Source organism: Bizionia hallyeonensis (genome assembly GCF_042657385.1).
Lineage (GTDB): Bacteria > Bacteroidota > Bacteroidia > Flavobacteriales > Flavobacteriaceae > Algorimicrobium > Algorimicrobium hallyeonense.
Map to the genome: position 1 here is coordinate 406,510 of NZ_JBHSLA010000002.1, position 20,835 is coordinate 427,344.

Here is a 20,835-nt window from a genome sequence, read left to right on the forward strand (position 1 = left end):
CAGTTTTATTAGGTTAAATTAACCCATAACTTCTTTTACTTTTTTGCCAATTTCAGCTGGAGAATCTACTACGTGAATACCACATTCTCTCATAATTTTCTTTTTAGCTTGCGCCGTATCATCACTGCCACCAACAATGGCTCCAGCATGACCCATAGTACGTCCTGCAGGTGCAGTTTCACCAGCAATAAACCCGATAACTGGTTTTTTACTGCCACTTGCTTTATACCAATGTGCAGCATCTGCTTCTAATTGACCTCCAATTTCACCAATCATTACAACGGCTTCTGTTTCTGGGTCGTTAATTAATAATTCAATAGCTTCTTTAGTTGTTGTTCCAATAATTGGATCACCACCAATACCAATAGCTGTTGTAATACCTAGACCTTGTTTTACCACTTGATCAGCAGCTTCATAGGTTAACGTTCCTGATTTAGACACAATACCAATCGTTCCTTTTTTGAAAACAAAACCTGGCATAATACCTACTTTTGCTTCGCCTGGCGTAATAACGCCTGGACAGTTAGGACCAATTAATCGGCAATCTTTATCTTTTATGTAATGAGCCGCTTTAATCATATCGGCTATAGGAATTCCTTCGGTAATAGTAATAATCACTTTTATTCCAGCATTAGCAGCTTCCATAATGGCATCAGCAGCAAAAGCTGGTGGTACAAAAATTATAGAAGTATCAGCTCCAACTTTTTCTACAGCTTCCTGAACTGTGTTAAAAACAGGTCTGTCTAAATGGGATTGCCCACCTTTTCCTGGTGTAACACCACCAACAACATTGGTTCCGTACTCAATCATTTGGCCAGCGTGAAATGTTCCTTCACTACCTGTAAATCCTTGAACTATTATCTTTGAATCTTTATTAACTAAAACGCTCATTTAAGTTTAATTTTTTATGTTTTTAAAACGTGACAAAAGTAATGTTTTGCCACCTATTTGTAAAGAGTTTTTATATATTTATTTTAGAATATGCGCCTGAATCTAAACTATCGGTATCCGCAGGTTGACTAATCTCAAAAGTACGATGAATTTGATTGTCTATTATGTGATGAATACAGATGTAATGTGCAATTGGCATTTCTTCGCCTTGGGACTCTATTGTGTTTGCATATAAGGTATGTCTAGAGGTTACTACATCATCTTCTTCCAATAAGTGGGTTATTTCAAATCTTAAATTATTATATGATTCCCTGACACTTTTAAAAAAAGCAGTTATCCCGCTAAAATTCATTTTAGTATAGCCTCTGCTACTATTCCAGTGAATGACGCAATCTTTATGATAAAATTTATCTATTAACGTTTCATCATTTGCTAAATCTGATTCGTAGTACGATTTAATAAGCGCTTTTGAAGTCATTTATTTATGTTTTAATTGCTCAATTATTTTGGGTAATTGCTTAATATTAGCCATTTCCTTCATGACTGCTCGTGCTTCTTGAGCTGGTGTTCCCCAATACGTTTTATGTCCTGGCAAGGATTTACTAATTCCTGATTGAGCATGAATAACTGCTTTTTCTCCAATAGTAATACCACTTGCACAGCCTACTTGTCCCCAAATAGTTACTTCATCTTCAATTATTACACATCCTGCAATTCCCGTTTGTGACGCAATTAAGCATTTCTTTCCAACCATGGTATCATGACCTATTTGAATTTGATTATCCAATTTAGAACCTTCTCCAATCGTGGTATCACCCGTTACCCCTTTATCAATCGTACATAGTGCACCTATGTCTACATAATCCTTTATAACCACACGGCCGCCAGAGATTAAAGGATCAAACCCTTCTGGACGCTTTTTATAATAAAACGCACTGGCTCCTAATACAGTTCCTGCATGAATAGTTACATTATTTCCAATAATGGTATCATCATAAATAGTAACGTTGGAATGTATAACACAATTGTTGCCTATAATAACATTATTACCAATAAAGCAGTTAGGTTGAATGATAGTATTTTTTCCAATTTTAGCCGAATCTGTTATAGCAGATGTTGCCGGTTGAAACGGTTTAAAATGTTTGGTGAGCTTGTTGAAATCGCGAAACGGATCATCACTAATTAAAAGGGCTTTCCCTTCTGGACAAGTAACTTCTTTGTTAATTAGAACAATGGTAGCAGCAGAATCTAGCGCTTTATTGTAGTACTTTGGATGATCTACAAAAACAATATCTCCAGGTTCTACGACATGAATTTCATTCATACCAAGCACAGGAAAACTAGGGTCACCAATATAGTTAACATCAATTAACGAGGCAATTTCTTCTAAAGTATGTGGTTTTGGAAACTTCATATTTCTATAATTAGCAATCAGTATTTTAAAACTAACTGTTTTACTAATTTTTATTCTTTTACGCGCTCTTTATAAGTCCCTTTATCGGTTTCAATTTTAATTTTATCACCTTCATTTATAAAAAGTGGCACATTTACCTCTGCTCCTGTTTCCACTGTTGCAGGCTTGGTAGCGTTGGTTGCTGTATTTCCTTTTACACCTGGTTCAGTATGTGTTACTTCTAATATAACACTAGCTGGCATTTCAACAGAAAGCGGCATATTGTCCTCCGTATTTATTAATACGGTAACTACTTCACCTTCTTTCATTAAATCAGCTCTATCCAAAGCGGCTTCTAATAAACGAATTTGTGTATAATCTTCTTGGTTCATAAAATGATAAAATTCACCATCATGATATAGAAACTGAAACTTATGTGTTTCAACACGCACATCTTCAATTTTATGTCCCGCCGAAAAGGTGTTTTCCAATACTTTTCCTGATGTTACACTTTTCATTTTAGTTCTTACAAATGCAGGACCTTTTCCCGGTTTTACGTGTAAAAATTCAATTATTTTATAAATATCATGATTATAACGAATACATAATCCGTTGCGAATATCTGATGTTGTTGCCATTTTACTTGTTTATTTTTAATTAGATTTGAAGTAACCCTTCATAATACCACGTTGCGAATCTTTTATAAATTGCAAAATTTCATCACGCTCATGGGTTGCTTCCATTTCAGCTTCAATGATTTCAGCTGCTTGTGTATTATTATAATTTTTTTGATATAGAATTCTATAAATGTCCTGTATTTCGGTAATTTTTTCAGTTGTAAAACCACGACGTCTTAAACCTACTGAATTAATTCCAACGTAGGATAAAGGTTCACGAGCTGCTTTAACAAATGGTGGTACATCTTTTCTTACTAAAGAACCACCTGTTACAAATGCATGGTTTCCAATTGAGCAGAATTGATGAACAGCTGTCATACCTGCTAGAACCACATAATCGCCAACATTAATATGACCTGCAAGTGTACTATTATTAGAAAAGATACAGTTTTTACCAACAATGCAGTCATGCGCTATGTGGCAATAGGCCATAATTAAACAATTATCACCAATAACGGTTTTCATTCTATCTGTTGTTCCACGGTTAATAGTAACACATTCCCTAATGGTCACGTTATCACCAATTTCAACTGTGGTATCTTCATCTTTATATTTTAAATCTTGAGGTGTTGCTGAAATTACAGCTCCCGGAAAAATATTACAATTTTTACCAATACGAGCGCCTTCCATAATGGTTACGTTACTTCCTATCCAAGTTCCCTCTCCAATAATAACATTATTATGAATAGTTGTAAAGGGATCAATTACGACATTTTTAGCTATTTTAGCTCCTGGATGTACGTATGCTAGTGGTTGATTCATTTTATACTAGAATTAATTAATTGGTAAAATTATTTAGCAAGTTATGTTTAAAAAACTGCATTTAGTATTATTATTTAACTTTTGAAATTTGCGCCATTAATTCGGCTTCCGCACATAGTTTTCCATTAGCATAAGCATAACCTTGCATGTGACAAATACCACGACGTATAGGTGAAATTAAATCGCATTTAAATATTAATGTATCGCCTGGTACGACTTTTTGTTTGAATTTTACATTATCTATTTTCATAAAGAATGTCAAATAATTTTCTGGATCCGGAACGGTACTTAATACTAATATACCACCTGTTTGTGCCATAGCTTCAACAATTAGAACACCTGGCATAACTGGTGCGCCTGGGAAATGTCCTGCAAAAAAGGGCTCATTCATGGTTACGTTTTTCATACCAATAACGCCAGAATCTGTTAATTCGAATATCTTATCAATTAACAAAAACGGTTGTCTATGTGGCAACATATTCATTATTTGATTTACGTCCATTAACGGCTCTTTATTCAAATCAATATTCGGCACATTATTACGACGCTCATTTTTAATAATCTTACACATTTTTTTTGCAAATTGTGTGTTTACAAAATGACCTGGCTTATTAGCAATAACCTTACCTTTAATATGTGTTTTTATTAATGCTAAATCGCCAATAACATCTAATAATTTATGCCGTGCCGCTTCATTTGGATGATGCAATGTTAAATTATCCAAGATTCCATTAGGTTTTACAGAAATGGAGTCTTTATTGAAAGCTACTTTTAGTTTCTCCATGGTTTCTGGAGACAATTCTTTATCTACGTAAACAATGGCATTATTTAAATCGCCACCCTTAATAAGTCCGTGTTCTAAAAGTGTTTCAATTTCATGAAGAAAGCTGAAGGTTCTAGAATCTGATATTTCAGCTTTAAATTCAGCCATATTTTTAATGGAGGCATTCTGTGTTCCTAAAACTTTAGTGCCAAAATCCACCATAGTAGTCACTTGGTATTCTTTGGCAGGCATTACTAGAATTTCACTTCCGGTTTCTTCGTCTGTATAAGAAATGACATCAGTAACCTCGTAAGCTTCCCTGAAGGCTTCTTGTTCTACAATGCCAGCCTTTTCAATAGCTTCAACAAAAAATTTAGATGAACCATCCATAATCGGTGGTTCGGTTGCATCAAGCTCCAAAATAGCATTATCAATGCCCATACCAACAAGCGCTGCCAAAACATGCTCGCAGGTTTGGATTGTAACGCCATTTTTTTCAAGACATGTACCACGCTGCGTATTAGTTACGTAAACAGCATCAGCTTCTATAATTGGGCTACCTTCCAAATCAATGCGTTTAAACGCAAATCCAAAATTTTCAGGAGCAGGTTTAAACGTTAAGGTTACATTATTACCTGTGTGTAAACCAACGCCTTTAAGCGAAACATCACTAGCTATGGTTTTCTGTTTGATATCCGTATTAATTATTCCCATCTAATTTTTTTTCTATCTCGTTTACTGATTTAAATAATTTTGGTAAATTTTTAAAATGCACATAGGATTTATTCCAATCGCTATAATTAAATGAAGGCGAGCCTTGTAAAACCTCATTATCCTTAATGTTTTTACCAATCCCAGATTGTGCCTGTATTTTAACATTATTACCTATGGTAAGGTGTCCTGAAATACCAACTTGGCCTCCTATTTGACAATTTTCACCAATTTTGGTTGAGCCAGCAATTCCCGTTTGCGCAGCAATAACAGTATTTTTTCCAATTTCAACATTGTGCGCAATTTGAATTTGATTATCCAGCTTTACACCTTTTCTAATAATTGTAGAACCTAAAGTGGCACGATCTATCGTGGTGGCTGCACCAACATCCACAAAATCTTCCAAAATAACATTCCCTATTTGCGGTACTTTATGGTACTCCCCTTTTTCATTTGGGGTAAACCCAAAACCATCAGCTCCAATAATAGCGCCTGAATTAAGAACGCAGTGGGAACCAACCAAACAATCTGAATAAATTTTTACACCAGCAAACACAATCGTATGATCCTTAATCACCACATTATCGCCAATATAACTATTGGGAAAAATTTTAACATGATTACCTATTTCTACATTATTTCCAATGTACGAAAATGCACCTATATATATGTTTTCGCCTAATTTAGCAGAATCAGAAATAAATGTTGGCTGTTCTATTCCAGATTTGTTTAATTTAACCTGGTTATAATATTCCAATAATTTTGAAAACGCTTTATAGGCATCATCTACCTTTATTAAAGTAGTATGAATATCTTTCTCTGGAATAAAGCTTTTATTAACAATTGTAATAGAAGCTTTAGTTGTATATATATAAGGTGTGTATTTAGGATTAGAAAGAAAGGTTAAAGCGCCTGCCGCTCCTTCTTCAATTTTAGATAACCTGGAAACTTCAATAGTAGAGTCGCCAACAATTTCACCTTCTAAAATACCTGCTATTTGTTCTGCTGTAAAATTCATTGAAAGCAAAAATAGAAAAAATGTATTACATTTTATCTTTAGGATAACATATATAATATTTTGTGACTGGTTTTGACAGTGCTTTTAGGTTTAATTGGTCTGAAGCTTTTACTATATTTTGAATTTTACCCGATTGAAATAAGACGTTTATCGGCTGGCTATCTTGTTCATAAGCCTGATTGGAAATGGCACCAGTAAAAACAAAATAGGCCGCTTCATGCTCTGATACCTTATATTGTTTCATTAATTTATTTATATGCTTCTGAAGCTTTTCCGGCTGTACGGGATTCTTTTTTAGCTTCACCTTTAATAATTGCCTGTTAATAATCATTTCGCATAAATTTTTTAAAACAAAATCATCGTGATATTGCCAAGCTTTCATTGCCATTATAATATCATAATCATCTAGTTTAGAAAATGTATCTAAAGTCTCGTTATTAAAATTAGCAATTTGTATATCATTCTGTAAAAAAAACTGTAACGGTTTACTGGCTTCAAAAACAACACCTTGCTGGGTAAGTTCTTTAGCGCGTTGTAAAACACGCATTAATAACTGTTCGGCAACCAAACCTGTTTTATGCAAATACACTTGCCAATACATAAGACGTCTGGCAACTAAAAACTTCTCAATGCTGTAAATGCCTTTTTCTTCCACTACTAATTCGTCATCCACCACATGTAGCATGGTAATTAATCGGTCACTATTAATATTACCTTCGGCGACACCTGTATAAAAACTATCACGCTTTAAATAGTCGGCTCGATCCATATCAAATTGGCTCGAAATTAATGCACACATAAAGGGTCTGTTGTATTCGCCCTTAAAAATTTGGATGGCAAGCGTTAAACTTCCGTTAAATTCGGCGTTTAAAACCTCCATAAATTGAAGTGAAATATGCTCATGACTCACACCATTTACAATACTATGCTCCATGGCATGAGAAAAAGGTCCATGACCAATATCATGCAAAAGTATGGCTATGTACAAGGCATTTTCTTCAGCTTCAGATATTTCAACCCCTTTAAAACGAAGCACTTGAACAGCTTTCTGCATTAAATGCATACCGCCCAAAGCATGATGAAAGCGCGTGTGATGTGCGCCAGGATAAACTAAATAAGATAAACCCATTTGGGATATTCGGCGAAGGCGTTGAAAATATTTATGATTGATTAAATCGAAAATCAGCGCATTTGGAATGGTAATAAATCCGTAAATTGGATCGTTAAATATCTTGAGTTTGTTTTTTGTCTGCAAGCTTGCTATCATAATATTAATATATAAACAAATATACATGAACCATATAAATATTCTTTGGGTTGACGATGAAATTGATTTATTAAAACCACATATCATCTTTTTAGAACAAAAAAACTACAAAGTTACCACCTGTAAAAGTGGAACTGAAGCTTTGGAGGTTTTGGAAGATAAAAATTTTGATATTGTTTTCCTAGATGAAAACATGCCAGGATTAACTGGTTTAGAAACCTTAAATGAAATTAAAGAAAAGCGCGACACACTTCCTGTTGTAATGATTACCAAGAGTGAAGAAGAATATATTATGGAAGAAGCTATTGGAAATAAAATAGCTGATTATTTGATAAAGCCAGTAAATCCAAACCAGATTTTATTGAGTTTAAAGAAAAATTTAGATCACTCACGATTAGTTTCAGAAAAAACCACCTCTAATTACCAACAGGAGTTTCGCAAAATAGCTATGGATTTATCAATGGTTAACAGCTATCAAGAATGGGTTTCCTTATACCAAAAACTAATTTATTGGGAAATGCAACTAGAAGATATTGAAGATTCTGGGATGTTTGAAATTTTAGAATCTCAAAAATCGGAAGCCAACACGCAGTTTGGGAAGTTTATTGATAAAAATTATCCAAAGTGGTTTGAACCCAATACGGATGCACCAACAATGTCTCATAATTTATTTAAAGATAAAGTGACACCAGAAATTAGCAAAGAACAACCTACGCTATTGGTTGTAATTGATAATTTACGTTACGATCAGTGGAAAGCTTTTGAACCTGTGGTAAGTAACTATTATAAAAAGCAAAAAGAAGAAGCTTTTTTTAGCATTCTACCAACAGCCACACAATATGCTAGAAATGCTATTTTTTCAGGGTTAATGCCTTCCGACATGGAAAAAATGCATCCTGATTTATGGAAAAACGATACGGATGAAGGCGGTAAAAATTTACATGAAGAAGCGTTTTTAGAAGCTCAATTGAAACGATTAGGCTTACAGAACTTATCTACCAAGTATTTCAAAATAACCAATTTAAAAAATGGCAAACAATTAGTAGACAACTTTAAATCATTAAAAGATAACGACTTAACTGTAGTAGTTTACAATTTTGTAGATATGCTATCGCACTCCAAAACAGAAATGGATGTGGTAAAAGAATTAGCATCTAATGATAAAGCGTATCGCTCATTAACACAAAGTTGGTTTAAAAATTCACCGTTATTAGAAATGATTCAGCAAGCCCAGCAACTTGGGTTTAAATTAATCCTAACTACAGATCATGGCACTATAAATGTTAAAAATCCGTCTAAAGTGGTTGGCGACAAGGACACGTCTTTAAATTTACGTTACAAAACTGGAAGAAGTTTAACCTATGATGATAAAGACGTTTTGGTAGCAAAAGACCCGAAATCTATTCATTTACCAGCCTTAACCATGAGCAGCTCCTTTATATTTGCTAAAAACGATTTGTTTTTTGCCTATCCAAATAATTACAATCACTATGTAAGCTATTACAGGAATACCTATCAACATGGAGGCGTATCATTAGAAGAAATGATTATACCGTTTATTGTTTTGAACCCCAAATAAAATCATCTTTGAAATACATAAAAATCCGATGAAATACACTTTTTATTAGTTTTTGTGATTTTTAATTCTTATAATTGTGCTTTAATATATAATACTTTGATTGTAGATTATAATTTAGAAAGTCTAGATAGTGTGGCTCAAGCTATTATAAAAGCTCTAAAACACAAAGTTATTTTATTTGATGGTGCCATGGGTACAGGAAAAACAACTTTAATTAAAGCTTTAGTAAAAAAACTAGGAAGTTCAGATGATGTAAGCAGCCCGACGTTTTCTTTAGTGAACACCTATCACACTTCTAATTCGGATATCTATCATTTTGATTTATACCGATTAAATTCCATGGAAGAGGCTTATGATTTTGGAATCGAAGATTATTTGGAAAGTAATAATTGGTTATTTATAGAATGGCCAGAGATTATAAAAGAGCTTCTATCAGATGATTTTCATATCATTTCAATAGAGCATCTTGGAACTGAAAAAAGACAATTAACGCTTAAATAAGGTAATATTAAGAGACTGACAAAATGACATAATTCTCAAACTGAGGCATTTTACGGGAAAACCGTAATCGAAATTTGAAAAAACGTTAATTTTAACATAATTTTAACATTTCGAGCTATTTTGAATCATACTACTCATATACATTTGGATTATTAATTAATTAAATCCCTTAATATTATGAGAACAAAAAAGTATTTATTAGCAATTGCAATTTTTGGTGGAATGTTATTTACAGCTCAAGCAGCCCACATAATTGATTTAAATGACCAACAAACAACAAAAGTTAAGAAAAAAGATATTACAATTCCAAAACACGGATAATCTTTTTACTATAGTGAGAAGTATTGTTGCAACTTTAATTGGAACTTCTTACTATTCATTTTTATTATACGAAAGTGTTTCAAGTAAAAAAACTTGGAACACTTTTTTGTTTATTTCTGATAGCAGTTTTCAGAAGCTAAATTAATCGACTTTTTTGAGAAATATGCAACCAAAATTTAAAAATCTTAAATCAAAAATAAAAGTAACTGACAAGAGTACTATTATATTAGGTAGTATTATAGCCACCTTTATAGCAACGTCTCCATATTTGTTTTATTTATATGAAAGTATTCCAGATGGAAAAGTTTGGTCAACATTTATGTTTACCTATGAAAGCGCTGGTTATGGCAACGCTAATATTGTTATGTGGCTATTAACTGGGAAATTAATTCCACTTATTTTTTTATTGATATGGTTTTTAACTTGCCGTCATTGGTGGTACCACACATTATTGGTTCCAATTGCCATGTATATCTATCAAATTTTTGGCTTATTCAATGAAGATTTATCCTATATAGATGAGCTTCAACTAATTTATTTAGTACCAGTTATGGCTATTGTAGTGCCATCCATATACCTTATTCGTGCTAAAATGTTTGATAGATTAAATACAGCGGACAAATCATTTCAGGAGTTGGAAGATGAATTTATGCTGAAACCAACATCACTTTGGGGTAAGATTAAGCAGTATTTTTAAAAAACACATCATTCTTTCAAAAATTAATTCGTAATTTGAGGTATCAATAATATGCTGTCAAATTATGTCCAAAGCCTTATCCCCTTTTACAAAACAACAATTACTCCCACAGGAAGAAACCCTAGAGGTTTACAAGAAAAAAGGTGAATTATTTATTGGTATTCCAAAAGAAACTGCATTTCAAGAAAAACGGGTTTGTTTAACACCTGACGCTGTTTCCGCTTTAACCAGTAATGGCCATCGGATACTTATGGAAGCTGGCGCAGGAAAGGGCGCTAATTTTAGTGACAAGGATTACAGCGAAGCTGGTGCAGAAATCACGAAAGATACTGCCAAAGTTTATGCATGTCCCATGATTTTAAAGGTAGAACCTCCTACTCTAGATCAAATAAAACTGATTAATCCACAAACCATTCTTATATCTGCATTACAACTCAAAACCCAACACAAAAAATATTTTGAAACGCTTGCCAGTAAACGCATAACTGCTTTGGCTTTCGAGTTTATTCGCGATGAAGACGGCGCCTACCCTGCCGTGCGAAGTTTAAGTGAAATTGCCGGAACAGCTTCTGTATTAATAGCATCAGAGCTTTTAAGCAATGTAAATAATGGTAACGGTTTATTATTTGGTAACATAAGCGGTGTTCCTCCTATTGAAGTCGTAATTTTAGGTGCAGGAACCGTTGGTGAATTTGCTGCAAGAAGCGCCATTGGACTTGGTGCCAATGTAAAAGTTTTTGACAATTCCATAACCAAATTACGCTGTATTCAGACTAATTTAGGTCGTACAATTTTCACCTCAACATTACAACCAAAAAACCTATCGAAAGCATTAAAACGTTGCGATGTGGTTATTGGAGCCGTTCGTGGTAAAAATAGAGCGCCTATTCTTGTTAGCGACTCCATGGTGGCCAATATGAAAAATGGCTCGGTGGTTATAGACGTTAGTATTGACATGGGAGGTTGTTTTGAAACCAGCGAAGTCACATCTCATAAACAACCTACATTTATTAAACATGGCGTTACCCATTATTGTGTACCTAATATTCCAGCACGCTACTCACGCTCAGCTTCTATTTCTATTAGTAATATCTGTACACCTTACCTGTTAAAAATTGCCGAAGATGGCGGTTTAGAAAATTCTTTACGTTTTGATAAGGGTTTAAAAAATGGGTTGTATTTTTACCACGGCATTTTAACCAACAAATCTGTTGGCGAATGGTTCGACTTAAAATTTAGCGATATTAATTTATTGATATTTTAGTCGATTTTATTTTAAAATTCAAAATATTAACTGTGAAATTAATTCAACGTATTGGGTATTACCTAGGTGGATTCTCAATTGGTTTAGTGTTACTAGCCTTTTTTTTAAATGGTAAAAAAGCGTCCTGTGATTACGGTCCGGAAGCACGCGTTTTAAAGAATATTAACTCCAAAACATTACACATAAGTCCGGAAGCGGAAAAAGAACTACAAGCGAGATCTATTGATAGTACAACTATAAGATCCGTAATTAAATTTGGCGACGTCCAGTTTTCTAAAAGCGACACAAGAAGAGAGCCCTGTGGTATTTACTTTTTAGAAAGCCGAACAAAAGACGCTAATTTAGATTTGAAAATTGAAAACTGCGATAGCATTGCTACCATTATCGAAGTGTTATGGAAATAAAAAAAATGGCTATCTAAAAAGTAATTTGCAGTTCTAAATGTCACCTTATGCGTAGTAGAAATAGTCCGGTTATTTAAAACACTAAAACTTCTACTCCGCTTCGTTTGACAAAGCATACTCACTTTTCAGACAGCCACTTTATGTAGCCTAAATGGACTGTTTAATTCAGTACAATTTTTTTAGTATGAACTACTCCATTTTGGTTTAAGGTTACCAATACCATTCCTCTAGGTAAATTAGAAACATTAATTTTCTTGGTAATTGCGCCATGTGACGTGGTTCCAATGGAATTGGTTTGTATTAAACGACCTAACATATCATAAATATAAATTTTAGTATCATTGTCAAATCCTGAAACTTTCACATTTATTTCACTAGTTGCGGGGTTTGGAAACACCAACATTTCAGTATTTACTATTTCAGGTTCTCCTGCAGATAAACATTGATTTACAATAACATTTACGCGATCTGTTTCATAGTTAAACCCGTTGGAAACCATTACTTCATATTCCGTTGTTTCTTCTGGGCTAACAGTAATACTTTGCGTTGTTTCCCCAGTACTCCATTCATAATACAAGCCACCAGTTGCGCGTAATGTTGCGCTTGTGTTTTGGTCGCCATCAGCACAAATTTCAACATCGTCTCCAGCATCGGCATTCACTAAATCAACTACATTTACTTGAACATTTTCAGTTCTAGCGCAGCCATTGTTTGAAACCGTTACAGTGTAAATTGATGTATAGGTTGGACTAACAGAAATTTGTGGCGTGGTTTCTCCTGTGCTCCACAAATAGTCGGTTCCACCAGAAGCGGATAAGGTAGTATATTGTCCAAACTCAATAGTTGGATCATCACTAGTTACAACATTTGGTAATGGGCTAACTGTAACCACCACTGTATCTGAATCCGTAACATTTCCTTCGGACACATGTACTGTGTATGTTGTAGTAGTTAATGGGTTAACGGTAATACTTTGTGTGGTTTCACCTGTGCTCCATTCGTATATTGAACCACCTGATGCGGTTAATGTGGTTGACGCATTTTCACAAATGGTAACATCATCGCCAGCATTTGCCTCCACGACAGGTTCTTCCGGAGTTACAAATACGGTTACGCTATCTTGATTGGAACAATTGTTCTCGGTTACTGTTACGGAATAAGTTGTCGTTTCCGTAGGCCAAACAGTCAAGTTTTGAGATGTATCCCCTGTATTCCATAAATAAGAAGTTCCTCCCGAAGCATTAAGTGTGATGCTTTGGCCTTCTGTAATAGTTACGTCATACCCTGCACTTGCGCTAGGTAATGCGTTTACGGTTACAACTACAGAGTCTGAATCTGAGGTGTTACCATCAGATACTAAAACCGTATAGGTTGTGGTTGTTGTCGGGTTAACCTCAATGCTTTGAGTTGTTTCTCCGGTACTCCATTCATAGGAAGATCCACCAGAAGCGGTTAATGTGGTTGAAGCGTTTTCACAAATTGTAACATCTTCACCTGCATCCGCTGTAACAGTTGGACTTGAACCTTCAACGACAACTGTTACAATTGCTTCACTAGAACAATTATTTTCAGTAACCTGAACTGAATATGTTGTTGTTTGCAAAGGACTCACCGATATACTAGATGTGGTTTCGCCGGTATTCCATAAATAAGATGTTCCTCCTGTTGCTGTTAGTATGGTACTTTCGCCTTCCGTAATTGTTATATCTGAACCAGCATTTGCTGTTGGTAAAGGATTTACGGTTACCAAAACTGAATCAGACGCGGATGTCTGACCGTTTGAAACCGTTACTGTATAGTTTGTAGTTGTTGTTGGATTAACCGTTATGCTTTGTGAAGTTTCACCTGTACTCCACTCATAATCTGATCCTCCCGATGCCGTTAAAGTGACACTTGCGCCTTCGCAAATAGTTGTATCGTCACCAGCATCGGCTGTTATGGGAGTTGGTGTCACTGATACGACAACCGTATCTTCTGATGAACATCCCTGCCTTATTACCTGTACTGTATAGGTTGTTGTTACAGTTGGACTAACTGTAATACTTGCAGACGTTTCAGTGGTATTCCACAAAAATGTGTCGCCACCTGTAGCCGTTAAGGTTACAGATTCGCCTTCATTAATAGTAACATCCTCTCCAGCGTTTGCAACCGGAATTGAATTTACCGTTACCACGACCTCATCTGTAACGCTATTCCCAGAATTATCTGTTAATGTTACCGTATAGGTTGTTGTTTGGCTTGGGGTTACTTCTATGTTTTGAGTTGTTTCACCTGTACTCCAAGTAAAATTAGTTCCGCCCGTTCCATAAGCCGTTAAATTTGTAGATTGACCTTCACAAACAGAAACATCATTTCCGGCATTTACAGTCATCCCTTGTGATACTTGTGGATACTCCAAAACAAAAGATGGGGAACCACTTTGGCTCATAACGGCTGAATCATTCCAATTACTGGCAAAAATCATTTTAGTCCCATTTCTATTTGGCACTACTTGTGTTTCGTGTAAATACGATGAAGGTGCAGCATTGTGTTTTCCATAACGTTCAATGGTTCCAGAACCATCTAACTTAATAGCGAAAATTTCCGCAGGTGCCACCGGATTAGTTGGGCAACATTGTTCACTAATATAAGCCCAACCTGGTCTATCTACGTTTTGAGTAGAAATATGACCACCCCAAATACCTTTTCCATTAATATACGGAAAAAGCTTAGTAACACCTTGACCATCTAATCGTGCCATATATAGACTATAATTAGCATTCCATTCACTTTCACCACCATATTCAACAATAACTTCATTTCCATATGCATCTACACCTAAATCTCCATGTTCCGTATTGTGATAAATATGCTGTTCATTAGTCATATTAATATTATAAGATTTAATTCCAGCGGTAGAACCTGTTCCGTTGTCCTTATATTGGGCAACAGCAAAGCCGCCTAATTGGGATACGGAAAACCAATCTAATTCATTTCCATTTGTACCAATATCTTTTGTACCAGTAACCACGTTATTCTGAATATCATATACTATAAGGGTACTATTATTACCATTCTTACCAATAAGACCAACATATCTGTCAAATTTATCTTGATTGCCTTCTCCAAAACCAAAATCGACCGAGGCATAATTTGAAAAACGATGTAAAACAGTTCTTTGGTTGCTATTCACATCATGAGAAACAAATGTATTACCATCTGTTCCGTACATAATATTTGGTTGTGTGTGACTCCATCGTCCATAACTAGGAATATCACTCCAATACAAAAACTCATAAGTTTCAGCATCTAATATTGCTGCTGGATAACCCGCCATTTTTATTAATGTTTCATCGCTGTTCCAAGTTTGATCACGACTGTAATTATGCCTTAATCGTTGTCCTGAAACATTAAATACATTTCTATCCGTGATTCTTGTTACCGAACTCCCGGAAAGTGATTCCGTAAACGTTTCTAAATAACCAGGAAGTGATGTTCCGGGTTGCTGATAAGTTTCGTAATTAACATTTGGTAATTGAACTTGGTCAGGATAAGACTGACCAGTTATTTTATTTGGGGTAAAAAATAAAAGTAACATGCTTATGGAGATTCCTTTTAAAAGAAATTTCCCTCTAATCTTTTTCTTCATTTGAGGCGATTTGCTATTAATCTGCGTAAAACTATGTATTCAACTTATAACCAAAACAATTTCTTCCTAAATATTCGATGAAATACAATATTTTTGTCAGAATTACACTACTCAAAATGCATTTTGTAGTATTTTTTGTACTTTTTGTCGATAAAATTTCGGGTAGATTGTTCTGGCAAGAAATGGAATGACGACAAATATACGTTTGTTAAAGAGATTTGGATGTTTTTCTTTGTTACTAGATATCAACATGTTATCAACAAACTGAAATAATTGGGCAATACCTCAAATATTGTTATTCATATCTAAAATCGGTCGTTAATCTAATTAATGTCCTACAGGAAGATAAAGACTAAAAAAATATATACTTTTATTGCGCTATTAATAAATATATATGTCCAATCTTCATTCTGAAGGTCAATTTTCGGTTACAAACAAACCGAAAATAGCCTTTGTAATAACGAGTTTAACTTCAGGTGGTGCCGAACGTGTTTTAAGCACACTTGCAAATTCCTTTGTTGCGGATTATCAAGTAACAATAATCACTTTGTATAATGGCATACCGTTTTATGAGTTGGATAGTCGTATTAAGCACATTTTTTGCAAAGAATCCTACAATAAAAATATGCGCTTTATCGATTCGCTTACCAACAACGTTTATATGATTGGTAGTTTATATCGCATTTTAAAAAAGGAACAGATTTCAGTGGCTATAGGTTTTATGACCACAACAAATATTTACACCATAATTGCTAGCAAATTTGCACGAATCCCATGTTTAATTAGTGAACGCACGCATCCGGATTATGACCCATTATCTAATTTTTGGATAAAAATTAGAAAAAAAACATATCCTTATTGCACAAAACTGATAGTTCAAACGGCTGGGATTAAATCCTACTTCTCCAAATTTTTAAATCCAGAAAAATTGGCCATTATCAAAAACCCGTTGGCAGACAGCTTAATAGCATTCAGGGATGAATCCAAACAAAAAGAAAACATAATTTTAAGCGTTGGCAGACTCGATCCTGTTAAAAATCAACGCTTACTTATTGAAGCATTTTCAGAAATGGAAATAGATAATTGGAAAATTCAAATTGTAGGTGAAGGTGAGTTACGTTCTGAATTGCAAGCTCTCATTAATGACTTAAACTTGGAGAATTCTGTAAAATTAGTCGGTAGCGTAGATAATGTCCATGACTATTACAATAAAGCACGAATTTTTGCTTTCACATCTAATTTTGAAGGTTTTCCAAACGCATTAATAGAAGCTATGGCTTTTGGCTTACCTTGCATTTCCACTAATTGTCCTTCAGGACCTAACGAAGTTATTGATGACGGCGAAAATGGATTTTTGATTCCTGTAGGCGATAAAAACATGTTAAAACGCAAATTAGAGATATTAATAGCGCAACCTGAATTAGGAGAACGATTTGGAGCTTCTGCTAAAGCAAGCACTACAAAATTTGAAACAAAACATATTTCGGAACAATGGAAACATTTAATAACGGAAGCATTACAAGGTTAATATGAATTTACAAACACTACTGCCATCCTACTCCGAACAACCTAAAGGCAATTACGCCTATCGCTTTACCATATTTACACCTGTTTATAACCGAGCAAATACGTTACAACGTGTATTTGAATCATTAGAAAATCAAACATTCAAAGATTTTGAACTGGTAATAATTAATGATGGCTCTACTGATAACTCGCATGAGACTATTGAAACTCTTATCCAGACAGCAACATTTCCAATTAATTATGTTAATAACGTTAAAAACAAACATAAAATGGCCTGCTTTTTTCAGGCCATCCAATTAGCGCAAGGTGAATTTATATTACCATTCGATTCTGATGATGCTTGTGTTCCAGAAGCTTTACAATTACTAAATAAAGAATACGAAGAAATTCCAGACGATTTAAAACCGAGAATAAGTGGTGTTACCTGTTTATGCGAAGATCAAAACGGAAATTTAGTTGGTAAAGCTTTTGAAAAGCAACCCTATTATAGTAATACGTTTATGTCTCAACGCGAACATTTAGAAGCCACTGAAAAATGGGGTTTTACAAAAACAGATGTTTTAAAAGGTATTCATATTAATGAAGCTATTTTCGCCAAAGGTTATATTCCAGAAGGCATTATTTGGGAATTAATTGCTAATCAAGGATTTAAAACCAAATACGTGAATCATATTTTACGTATTTACTATCTAGATACGGAAAATGCCATTTCTATTCAGAATCATAAAAACGATGCGTTTGGTATGGCTATCTATTCCTTATGTATTTTAAACTGGTTTTATTCAGATTATTTCATGAAATATCCCATGCTATTTATAAAACGAATTTTGACACTTTTAAGAGCTGCCATTTTTTTAGACTTCAGTTTGAAATCTTATACAAATGCTATAAACTCAAAACTTTTGAAAATCCTATTTGTTTTAGGATGGCCACTTAAAAAACTATTAAAAAACACCTAGTTTTTGTGAAAATAACAAACCTAATCAAAACCTTGTTTTATAAGGTAAAAAACAACCCGACTGCTATCAATATTATTATTGTGGGAGCCATTACGGTATTGGTTAAGTTTTTTGGTTTTTACAAGGAAGTTATAATAGCCGGTGAATTTGGACTGTCGGAATTACTAGACACCTTTTTAATAGCCTTATTACTTCCTGGATTTATTAATGAGGTGTTCTTAAGTGCTTTCAACTCGGTCTTCATCCCTAATTATATAGCAGAAGAAAAAAACAATAAAAATATTGGCGCGTTTCAGTCTACGAGCTTTATGGTAACCATACTGACTTCATTAGTATTTATGGGAATTGCCTATTTATTTACTGATGTTCTTTTAGAACTCTTTTTCGCTGGACATACGTCTAGTTATTATGAATTAATTATTCTACAATTCCATTATTTATTACCCTGTATTCTTATTTGGGGACTAACTTCTTTACTTAGTGGATTACTCAATATATATGGTGAATTTACATATTCATCTCTCTACCCAATTATAACATCTCTTGCTATGATTGTTTGCGTTGTTTTTTATCGTGAAGAATTAGGAGCTGGCGTTCTAGCAATTGGCATGTTAATTGGGAGCGTGTTGCAATTAATATTTCTGACACTTATTGCATTGCAAAAGCAGATATTAAAATTTGCCCTACCAGATTTTAAAAGCTCCAATGCTATCTTAATGTTTAAACAAGTGCCGGCAAAAGTTTCATCAGGATTTTTAACAGGGTTAATTCCTGTTACGGATTTATATTTTGCTGCGCAACTGGTTGTAGGCTCAATAACCGCTTTGAGTTACGGAATGAAAATACCTGCGTTTTTTACAACCATATTTATCATTGCTTTAGGGAATGTACTACTTCCCTACTTTTCAAAATTGACAATTGACGATCCTGAAAAATCTTTTAAAACACTTTATCTGCTAAATAAATGGATTTTTATAGTTATTATGAGTGTCATGGTTGTTGCTAGCATATTTTCAACAGAAATTATAGCGCTCCTATTTGAAAGAGATAATTTCACCGCTGATGACACTACTATTGTTTCTGAAATTCAAATTATATATTTAATAGGAGTTCCATTTATAATCTGTGGTAATTTATTTGTGAAATTTCTTACTAGCATAAATAAAAATGCATTTATGGCTTATGTCTCGTTAGGAAGCATGCTATTAAATATTATATTAGATTTTATTTTAATGAATTGGATTGGTTTAATTGGCATTGCACTTTGTACGACCATCATTCAAATTTTAAAAATATTTGTTTTCTATAATTATACAAACAAGCAAAAGGAAATCTTTATACAGTAAAGCAAATTCATGAAACTATTAAAATACGTAGCGCTAATTCTAATCCTCCTAAATGTCCCTACATTTAGTTTGGAGTATCTTGGTGCTGGCATGGGTTCTATTACCAATTTGTTATTAACGGTTTCTGTAATTATATATTTCTTTTTTGCAAAAAAATCGAAACCTCTCTGGCCCTTTATTGTTTTAGGGATTTGTTTTTTTACATTTTCAGGACTCCAATACACAGGTGTTACCGAATTGTTTATTAAAGAAGCTATTCGTTATTTTATTTTTATTGTGTGCGTGAATGAAATTACTAAAGACACAACAGATAAAGAATTACTTATGTTTCTTGTAATTGGCGCATTAAGTATTGCGGTAAATGCTTTAGTATTTCCTGATGTTTTTGGTAGATATGGAGGTTTTTACCTTAACCCTAATAAAGCTGGCTTCATCTGTTTGTTTGCTTTTGCCTTAACGTATATCATTCCCAATTATAAACTTAAATTAATAGTACAATTTGTGCTAATACTATGTGGAATTTTCACGCTGTCAAGATCCTTTATTATGTTTTTAGTTATTATAAATGTGATATCCGTTTTTGCCAATAAAAAAAACATCCAAACCTTCATAGTTGGTGCCGTGGCTTTGGTTATAATTTTTGCCGCTTCTTCTGCCCTTCAACTAAATAAAGCGCGATTTTCGGCTTTACACAGTTTATTTGGAGATAGCGAAAACGTAGAAACACAAACTATAACCGAAGGTTCCAGAAATGAAACTTGGTCCTTTTTCTCGGATCTAATAACCAACAATATCGTTACAGGTGCGGGATATAAATCCATGAGAGGCGAATCCAGTTTAGTTTCAGTGGAATATGGTGTTCACAATACGTTCCTCATGGTATTAGGTGAAGCCGGTATTTTAGCATTCTTACTTATTATTATTATTTACTTGGCAATAGCCATCCGTAGCTTCCGGTTTTTTCGCGTACATCAGGAATACACCTATTTGGCCGTTGCAATCATTGGATATTTAATGGTAGCTCATAACTTTTTTGAGAAATACGATGTGCTTTTTGTTTCCATTTGGCTATATCATAGAGTAAATCAACAATTGCCTTTAGGGGCTGAAATTAAAGCTAATTAATT

The 20,835-nt window shown here is 34.1% G+C and carries 19 protein-coding genes; 10 read left to right on the plus strand and 9 right to left on the minus strand.

Translation table 11 applies throughout. The annotated features are described in order from the left end of the window. Positions 1-18: 18 nt before the first annotated feature. The 8 genes from sucD to ACFPH8_RS07325 form a co-directional block, all read right to left on the minus strand. Entirely contained in the window at positions 19-891 is an 873-nt protein-coding gene (gene sucD, locus ACFPH8_RS07290; protein WP_376859734.1) for a succinate--CoA ligase subunit alpha, read from the minus strand. A gap of 70 nt (positions 892-961) precedes the next feature. Next, complete coding sequence (locus ACFPH8_RS07295; RefSeq protein WP_376859736.1) at positions 962-1,369, minus strand: nuclear transport factor 2 family protein; 408 nt, start codon at positions 1,367-1,369, stop codon at positions 962-964. After that, positions 1,370-2,305, minus strand: a complete 936-nt coding sequence (locus tag ACFPH8_RS07300) for a UDP-3-O-(3-hydroxymyristoyl)glucosamine N-acyltransferase (protein ID WP_376859738.1) — start codon at positions 2,303-2,305, stop codon at positions 1,370-1,372. It lies immediately after the preceding gene. 50 nt (positions 2,306-2,355) lie between these two features. Continuing rightward, positions 2,356-2,922, minus strand: coding sequence for an elongation factor P (gene efp / locus ACFPH8_RS07305; RefSeq protein WP_248399527.1), 567 nt, complete (start codon positions 2,920-2,922; stop codon positions 2,356-2,358). A 15-nt stretch (positions 2,923-2,937) separates the two neighbouring features. Next, positions 2,938-3,723 (minus strand): acyl-ACP--UDP-N-acetylglucosamine O-acyltransferase, encoded by a 786-nt coding sequence (gene lpxA, locus ACFPH8_RS07310; RefSeq protein ID WP_066247995.1) that lies wholly within the window; start codon positions 3,721-3,723, stop codon positions 2,938-2,940. 70 nt (positions 3,724-3,793) lie between these two features. Further along, the gene (locus tag ACFPH8_RS07315) at positions 3,794-5,200 is read right to left on the minus strand and encodes a bifunctional UDP-3-O-[3-hydroxymyristoyl] N-acetylglucosamine deacetylase/3-hydroxyacyl-ACP dehydratase (RefSeq protein WP_376859741.1); all 1,407 of its coding nucleotides are present in this window, start codon (positions 5,198-5,200) and stop codon (positions 3,794-3,796) included. After that, a complete protein-coding gene (gene lpxD, locus ACFPH8_RS07320) occupies positions 5,187-6,215 on the minus strand; it encodes a UDP-3-O-(3-hydroxymyristoyl)glucosamine N-acyltransferase (protein WP_248399525.1) in 1,029 nt (342 codons plus the stop codon). Before lpxD ends, ACFPH8_RS07315 begins: the two co-directional genes overlap by 14 nt. A gap of 25 nt (positions 6,216-6,240) precedes the next feature. Continuing rightward, the gene (locus ACFPH8_RS07325; protein ID WP_376859991.1) at positions 6,241-7,470 is read right to left on the minus strand and encodes an HD domain-containing protein; all 1,230 of its coding nucleotides are present in this window, start codon (positions 7,468-7,470) and stop codon (positions 6,241-6,243) included. A gap of 37 nt (positions 7,471-7,507) precedes the next feature. Here ACFPH8_RS07325 and porX point away from each other — a divergent pair, with 37 nt between their 5' ends. The 6 genes from porX to ACFPH8_RS07355 all read left to right on the plus strand — a co-directional run bounded on the left by porX (position 7,508) and on the right by ACFPH8_RS07355 (position 12,248). Then, entirely contained in the window at positions 7,508-9,061 is a 1,554-nt protein-coding gene (gene porX / locus ACFPH8_RS07330) for a T9SS response regulator signal transducer PorX (protein ID WP_376859743.1), read from the plus strand. A gap of 96 nt (positions 9,062-9,157) precedes the next feature. Continuing rightward, on the plus strand, positions 9,158-9,562 hold the full coding sequence (gene tsaE, locus ACFPH8_RS07335) for a tRNA (adenosine(37)-N6)-threonylcarbamoyltransferase complex ATPase subunit type 1 TsaE (protein WP_376859745.1): 405 nt from the start codon (positions 9,158-9,160) through the stop codon (positions 9,560-9,562). A gap of 177 nt (positions 9,563-9,739) precedes the next feature. After that, on the plus strand, positions 9,740-9,883 hold the full coding sequence (locus ACFPH8_RS07340) for a hypothetical protein (RefSeq protein WP_170244081.1): 144 nt from the start codon (positions 9,740-9,742) through the stop codon (positions 9,881-9,883). 163 nt (positions 9,884-10,046) lie between these two features. Next, positions 10,047-10,580, plus strand: a complete 534-nt coding sequence (locus ACFPH8_RS07345; protein WP_376859748.1) for a hypothetical protein — start codon at positions 10,047-10,049, stop codon at positions 10,578-10,580. Between the two features lie 64 nt (positions 10,581-10,644). After that, complete coding sequence (locus tag ACFPH8_RS07350; protein WP_376859750.1) at positions 10,645-11,844, plus strand: alanine dehydrogenase; 1,200 nt, start codon at positions 10,645-10,647, stop codon at positions 11,842-11,844. A 32-nt stretch (positions 11,845-11,876) separates the two neighbouring features. Further along, positions 11,877-12,248, plus strand: coding sequence for a DUF4258 domain-containing protein (locus ACFPH8_RS07355; RefSeq protein ID WP_248399511.1), 372 nt, complete (start codon positions 11,877-11,879; stop codon positions 12,246-12,248). A 160-nt stretch (positions 12,249-12,408) separates the two neighbouring features. On the opposite strand, the gene ACFPH8_RS07360 is transcribed toward ACFPH8_RS07355, so the two are convergent. Continuing rightward, on the minus strand, positions 12,409-15,876 hold the full coding sequence (locus tag ACFPH8_RS07360; protein WP_376859752.1) for a T9SS type A sorting domain-containing protein: 3,468 nt from the start codon (positions 15,874-15,876) through the stop codon (positions 12,409-12,411). Between the two features lie 394 nt (positions 15,877-16,270). Between ACFPH8_RS07360 and ACFPH8_RS07365 the strand changes: the two genes are divergently transcribed. From ACFPH8_RS07365 to ACFPH8_RS07380, 4 genes are read left to right on the plus strand one after another with little or no spacing between them, the layout of a single operon-like run. Continuing rightward, positions 16,271-17,404, plus strand: coding sequence for a glycosyltransferase family 4 protein (locus ACFPH8_RS07365; protein WP_376859754.1), 1,134 nt, complete (start codon positions 16,271-16,273; stop codon positions 17,402-17,404). Between the two features lies 1 nt (position 17,405). Continuing rightward, positions 17,406-18,362 carry a glycosyltransferase family 2 protein gene (locus tag ACFPH8_RS07370; protein WP_376859756.1) on the plus strand — a complete coding sequence of 319 codons (957 nt, stop codon included), beginning with the start codon at positions 17,406-17,408 and terminating at the stop codon, positions 18,360-18,362. A 5-nt stretch (positions 18,363-18,367) separates the two neighbouring features. Next, positions 18,368-19,708, plus strand: coding sequence for a murein biosynthesis integral membrane protein MurJ (gene murJ, locus ACFPH8_RS07375; protein WP_376859758.1), 1,341 nt, complete (start codon positions 18,368-18,370; stop codon positions 19,706-19,708). Between the two features lie 9 nt (positions 19,709-19,717). Further along, positions 19,718-20,833: an O-antigen ligase family protein gene (locus tag ACFPH8_RS07380; RefSeq protein ID WP_376859760.1), complete on the plus strand. Its 1,116-nt coding sequence runs from the start codon at positions 19,718-19,720 to the stop codon at positions 20,831-20,833. Positions 20,834-20,835: the final 2 nt, after the last annotated feature.

What these genes read in the sequence shown, in the direction of transcription:
- ACFPH8_RS07345 (WP_376859748.1), top strand. Translation starts at nt 10,047, where the DNA reads ATGCAACCAAAATTTAAAAATCTTAAATCAAAAATAAAAGTAACTGAC.
- ACFPH8_RS07300 (WP_376859738.1), bottom strand. Translation starts at nt 2,305, where the DNA reads ATGAAGTTTCCAAAACCACATACTTTAGAAGAAATTGCCTCGTTAATT.
- ACFPH8_RS07360 (WP_376859752.1), bottom strand. Translation starts at nt 15,876, where the DNA reads ATGAAGAAAAAGATTAGAGGGAAATTTCTTTTAAAAGGAATCTCCATA.
- ACFPH8_RS07370 (WP_376859756.1), top strand. Translation starts at nt 17,406, where the DNA reads ATGAATTTACAAACACTACTGCCATCCTACTCCGAACAACCTAAAGGC.
- lpxA (WP_066247995.1), bottom strand. Translation starts at nt 3,723, where the DNA reads ATGAATCAACCACTAGCATACGTACATCCAGGAGCTAAAATAGCTAAA.
- porX (WP_376859743.1), top strand. Translation starts at nt 7,508, where the DNA reads ATGAACCATATAAATATTCTTTGGGTTGACGATGAAATTGATTTATTA.
- lpxD (WP_248399525.1), bottom strand. Translation starts at nt 6,215, where the DNA reads ATGAATTTTACAGCAGAACAAATAGCAGGTATTTTAGAAGGTGAAATT.
- ACFPH8_RS07315 (WP_376859741.1), bottom strand. Translation starts at nt 5,200, where the DNA reads ATGGGAATAATTAATACGGATATCAAACAGAAAACCATAGCTAGTGAT.
- ACFPH8_RS07380 (WP_376859760.1), top strand. Translation starts at nt 19,718, where the DNA reads ATGAAACTATTAAAATACGTAGCGCTAATTCTAATCCTCCTAAATGTC.
- ACFPH8_RS07295 (WP_376859736.1), bottom strand. Translation starts at nt 1,369, where the DNA reads ATGACTTCAAAAGCGCTTATTAAATCGTACTACGAATCAGATTTAGCA.
- ACFPH8_RS07365 (WP_376859754.1), top strand. Translation starts at nt 16,271, where the DNA reads ATGTCCAATCTTCATTCTGAAGGTCAATTTTCGGTTACAAACAAACCG.
- ACFPH8_RS07340 (WP_170244081.1), top strand. Translation starts at nt 9,740, where the DNA reads ATGAGAACAAAAAAGTATTTATTAGCAATTGCAATTTTTGGTGGAATG.
- efp (WP_248399527.1), bottom strand. Translation starts at nt 2,922, where the DNA reads ATGGCAACAACATCAGATATTCGCAACGGATTATGTATTCGTTATAAT.
- ACFPH8_RS07350 (WP_376859750.1), top strand. Translation starts at nt 10,645, where the DNA reads ATGTCCAAAGCCTTATCCCCTTTTACAAAACAACAATTACTCCCACAG.
- sucD (WP_376859734.1), bottom strand. Translation starts at nt 891, where the DNA reads ATGAGCGTTTTAGTTAATAAAGATTCAAAGATAATAGTTCAAGGATTT.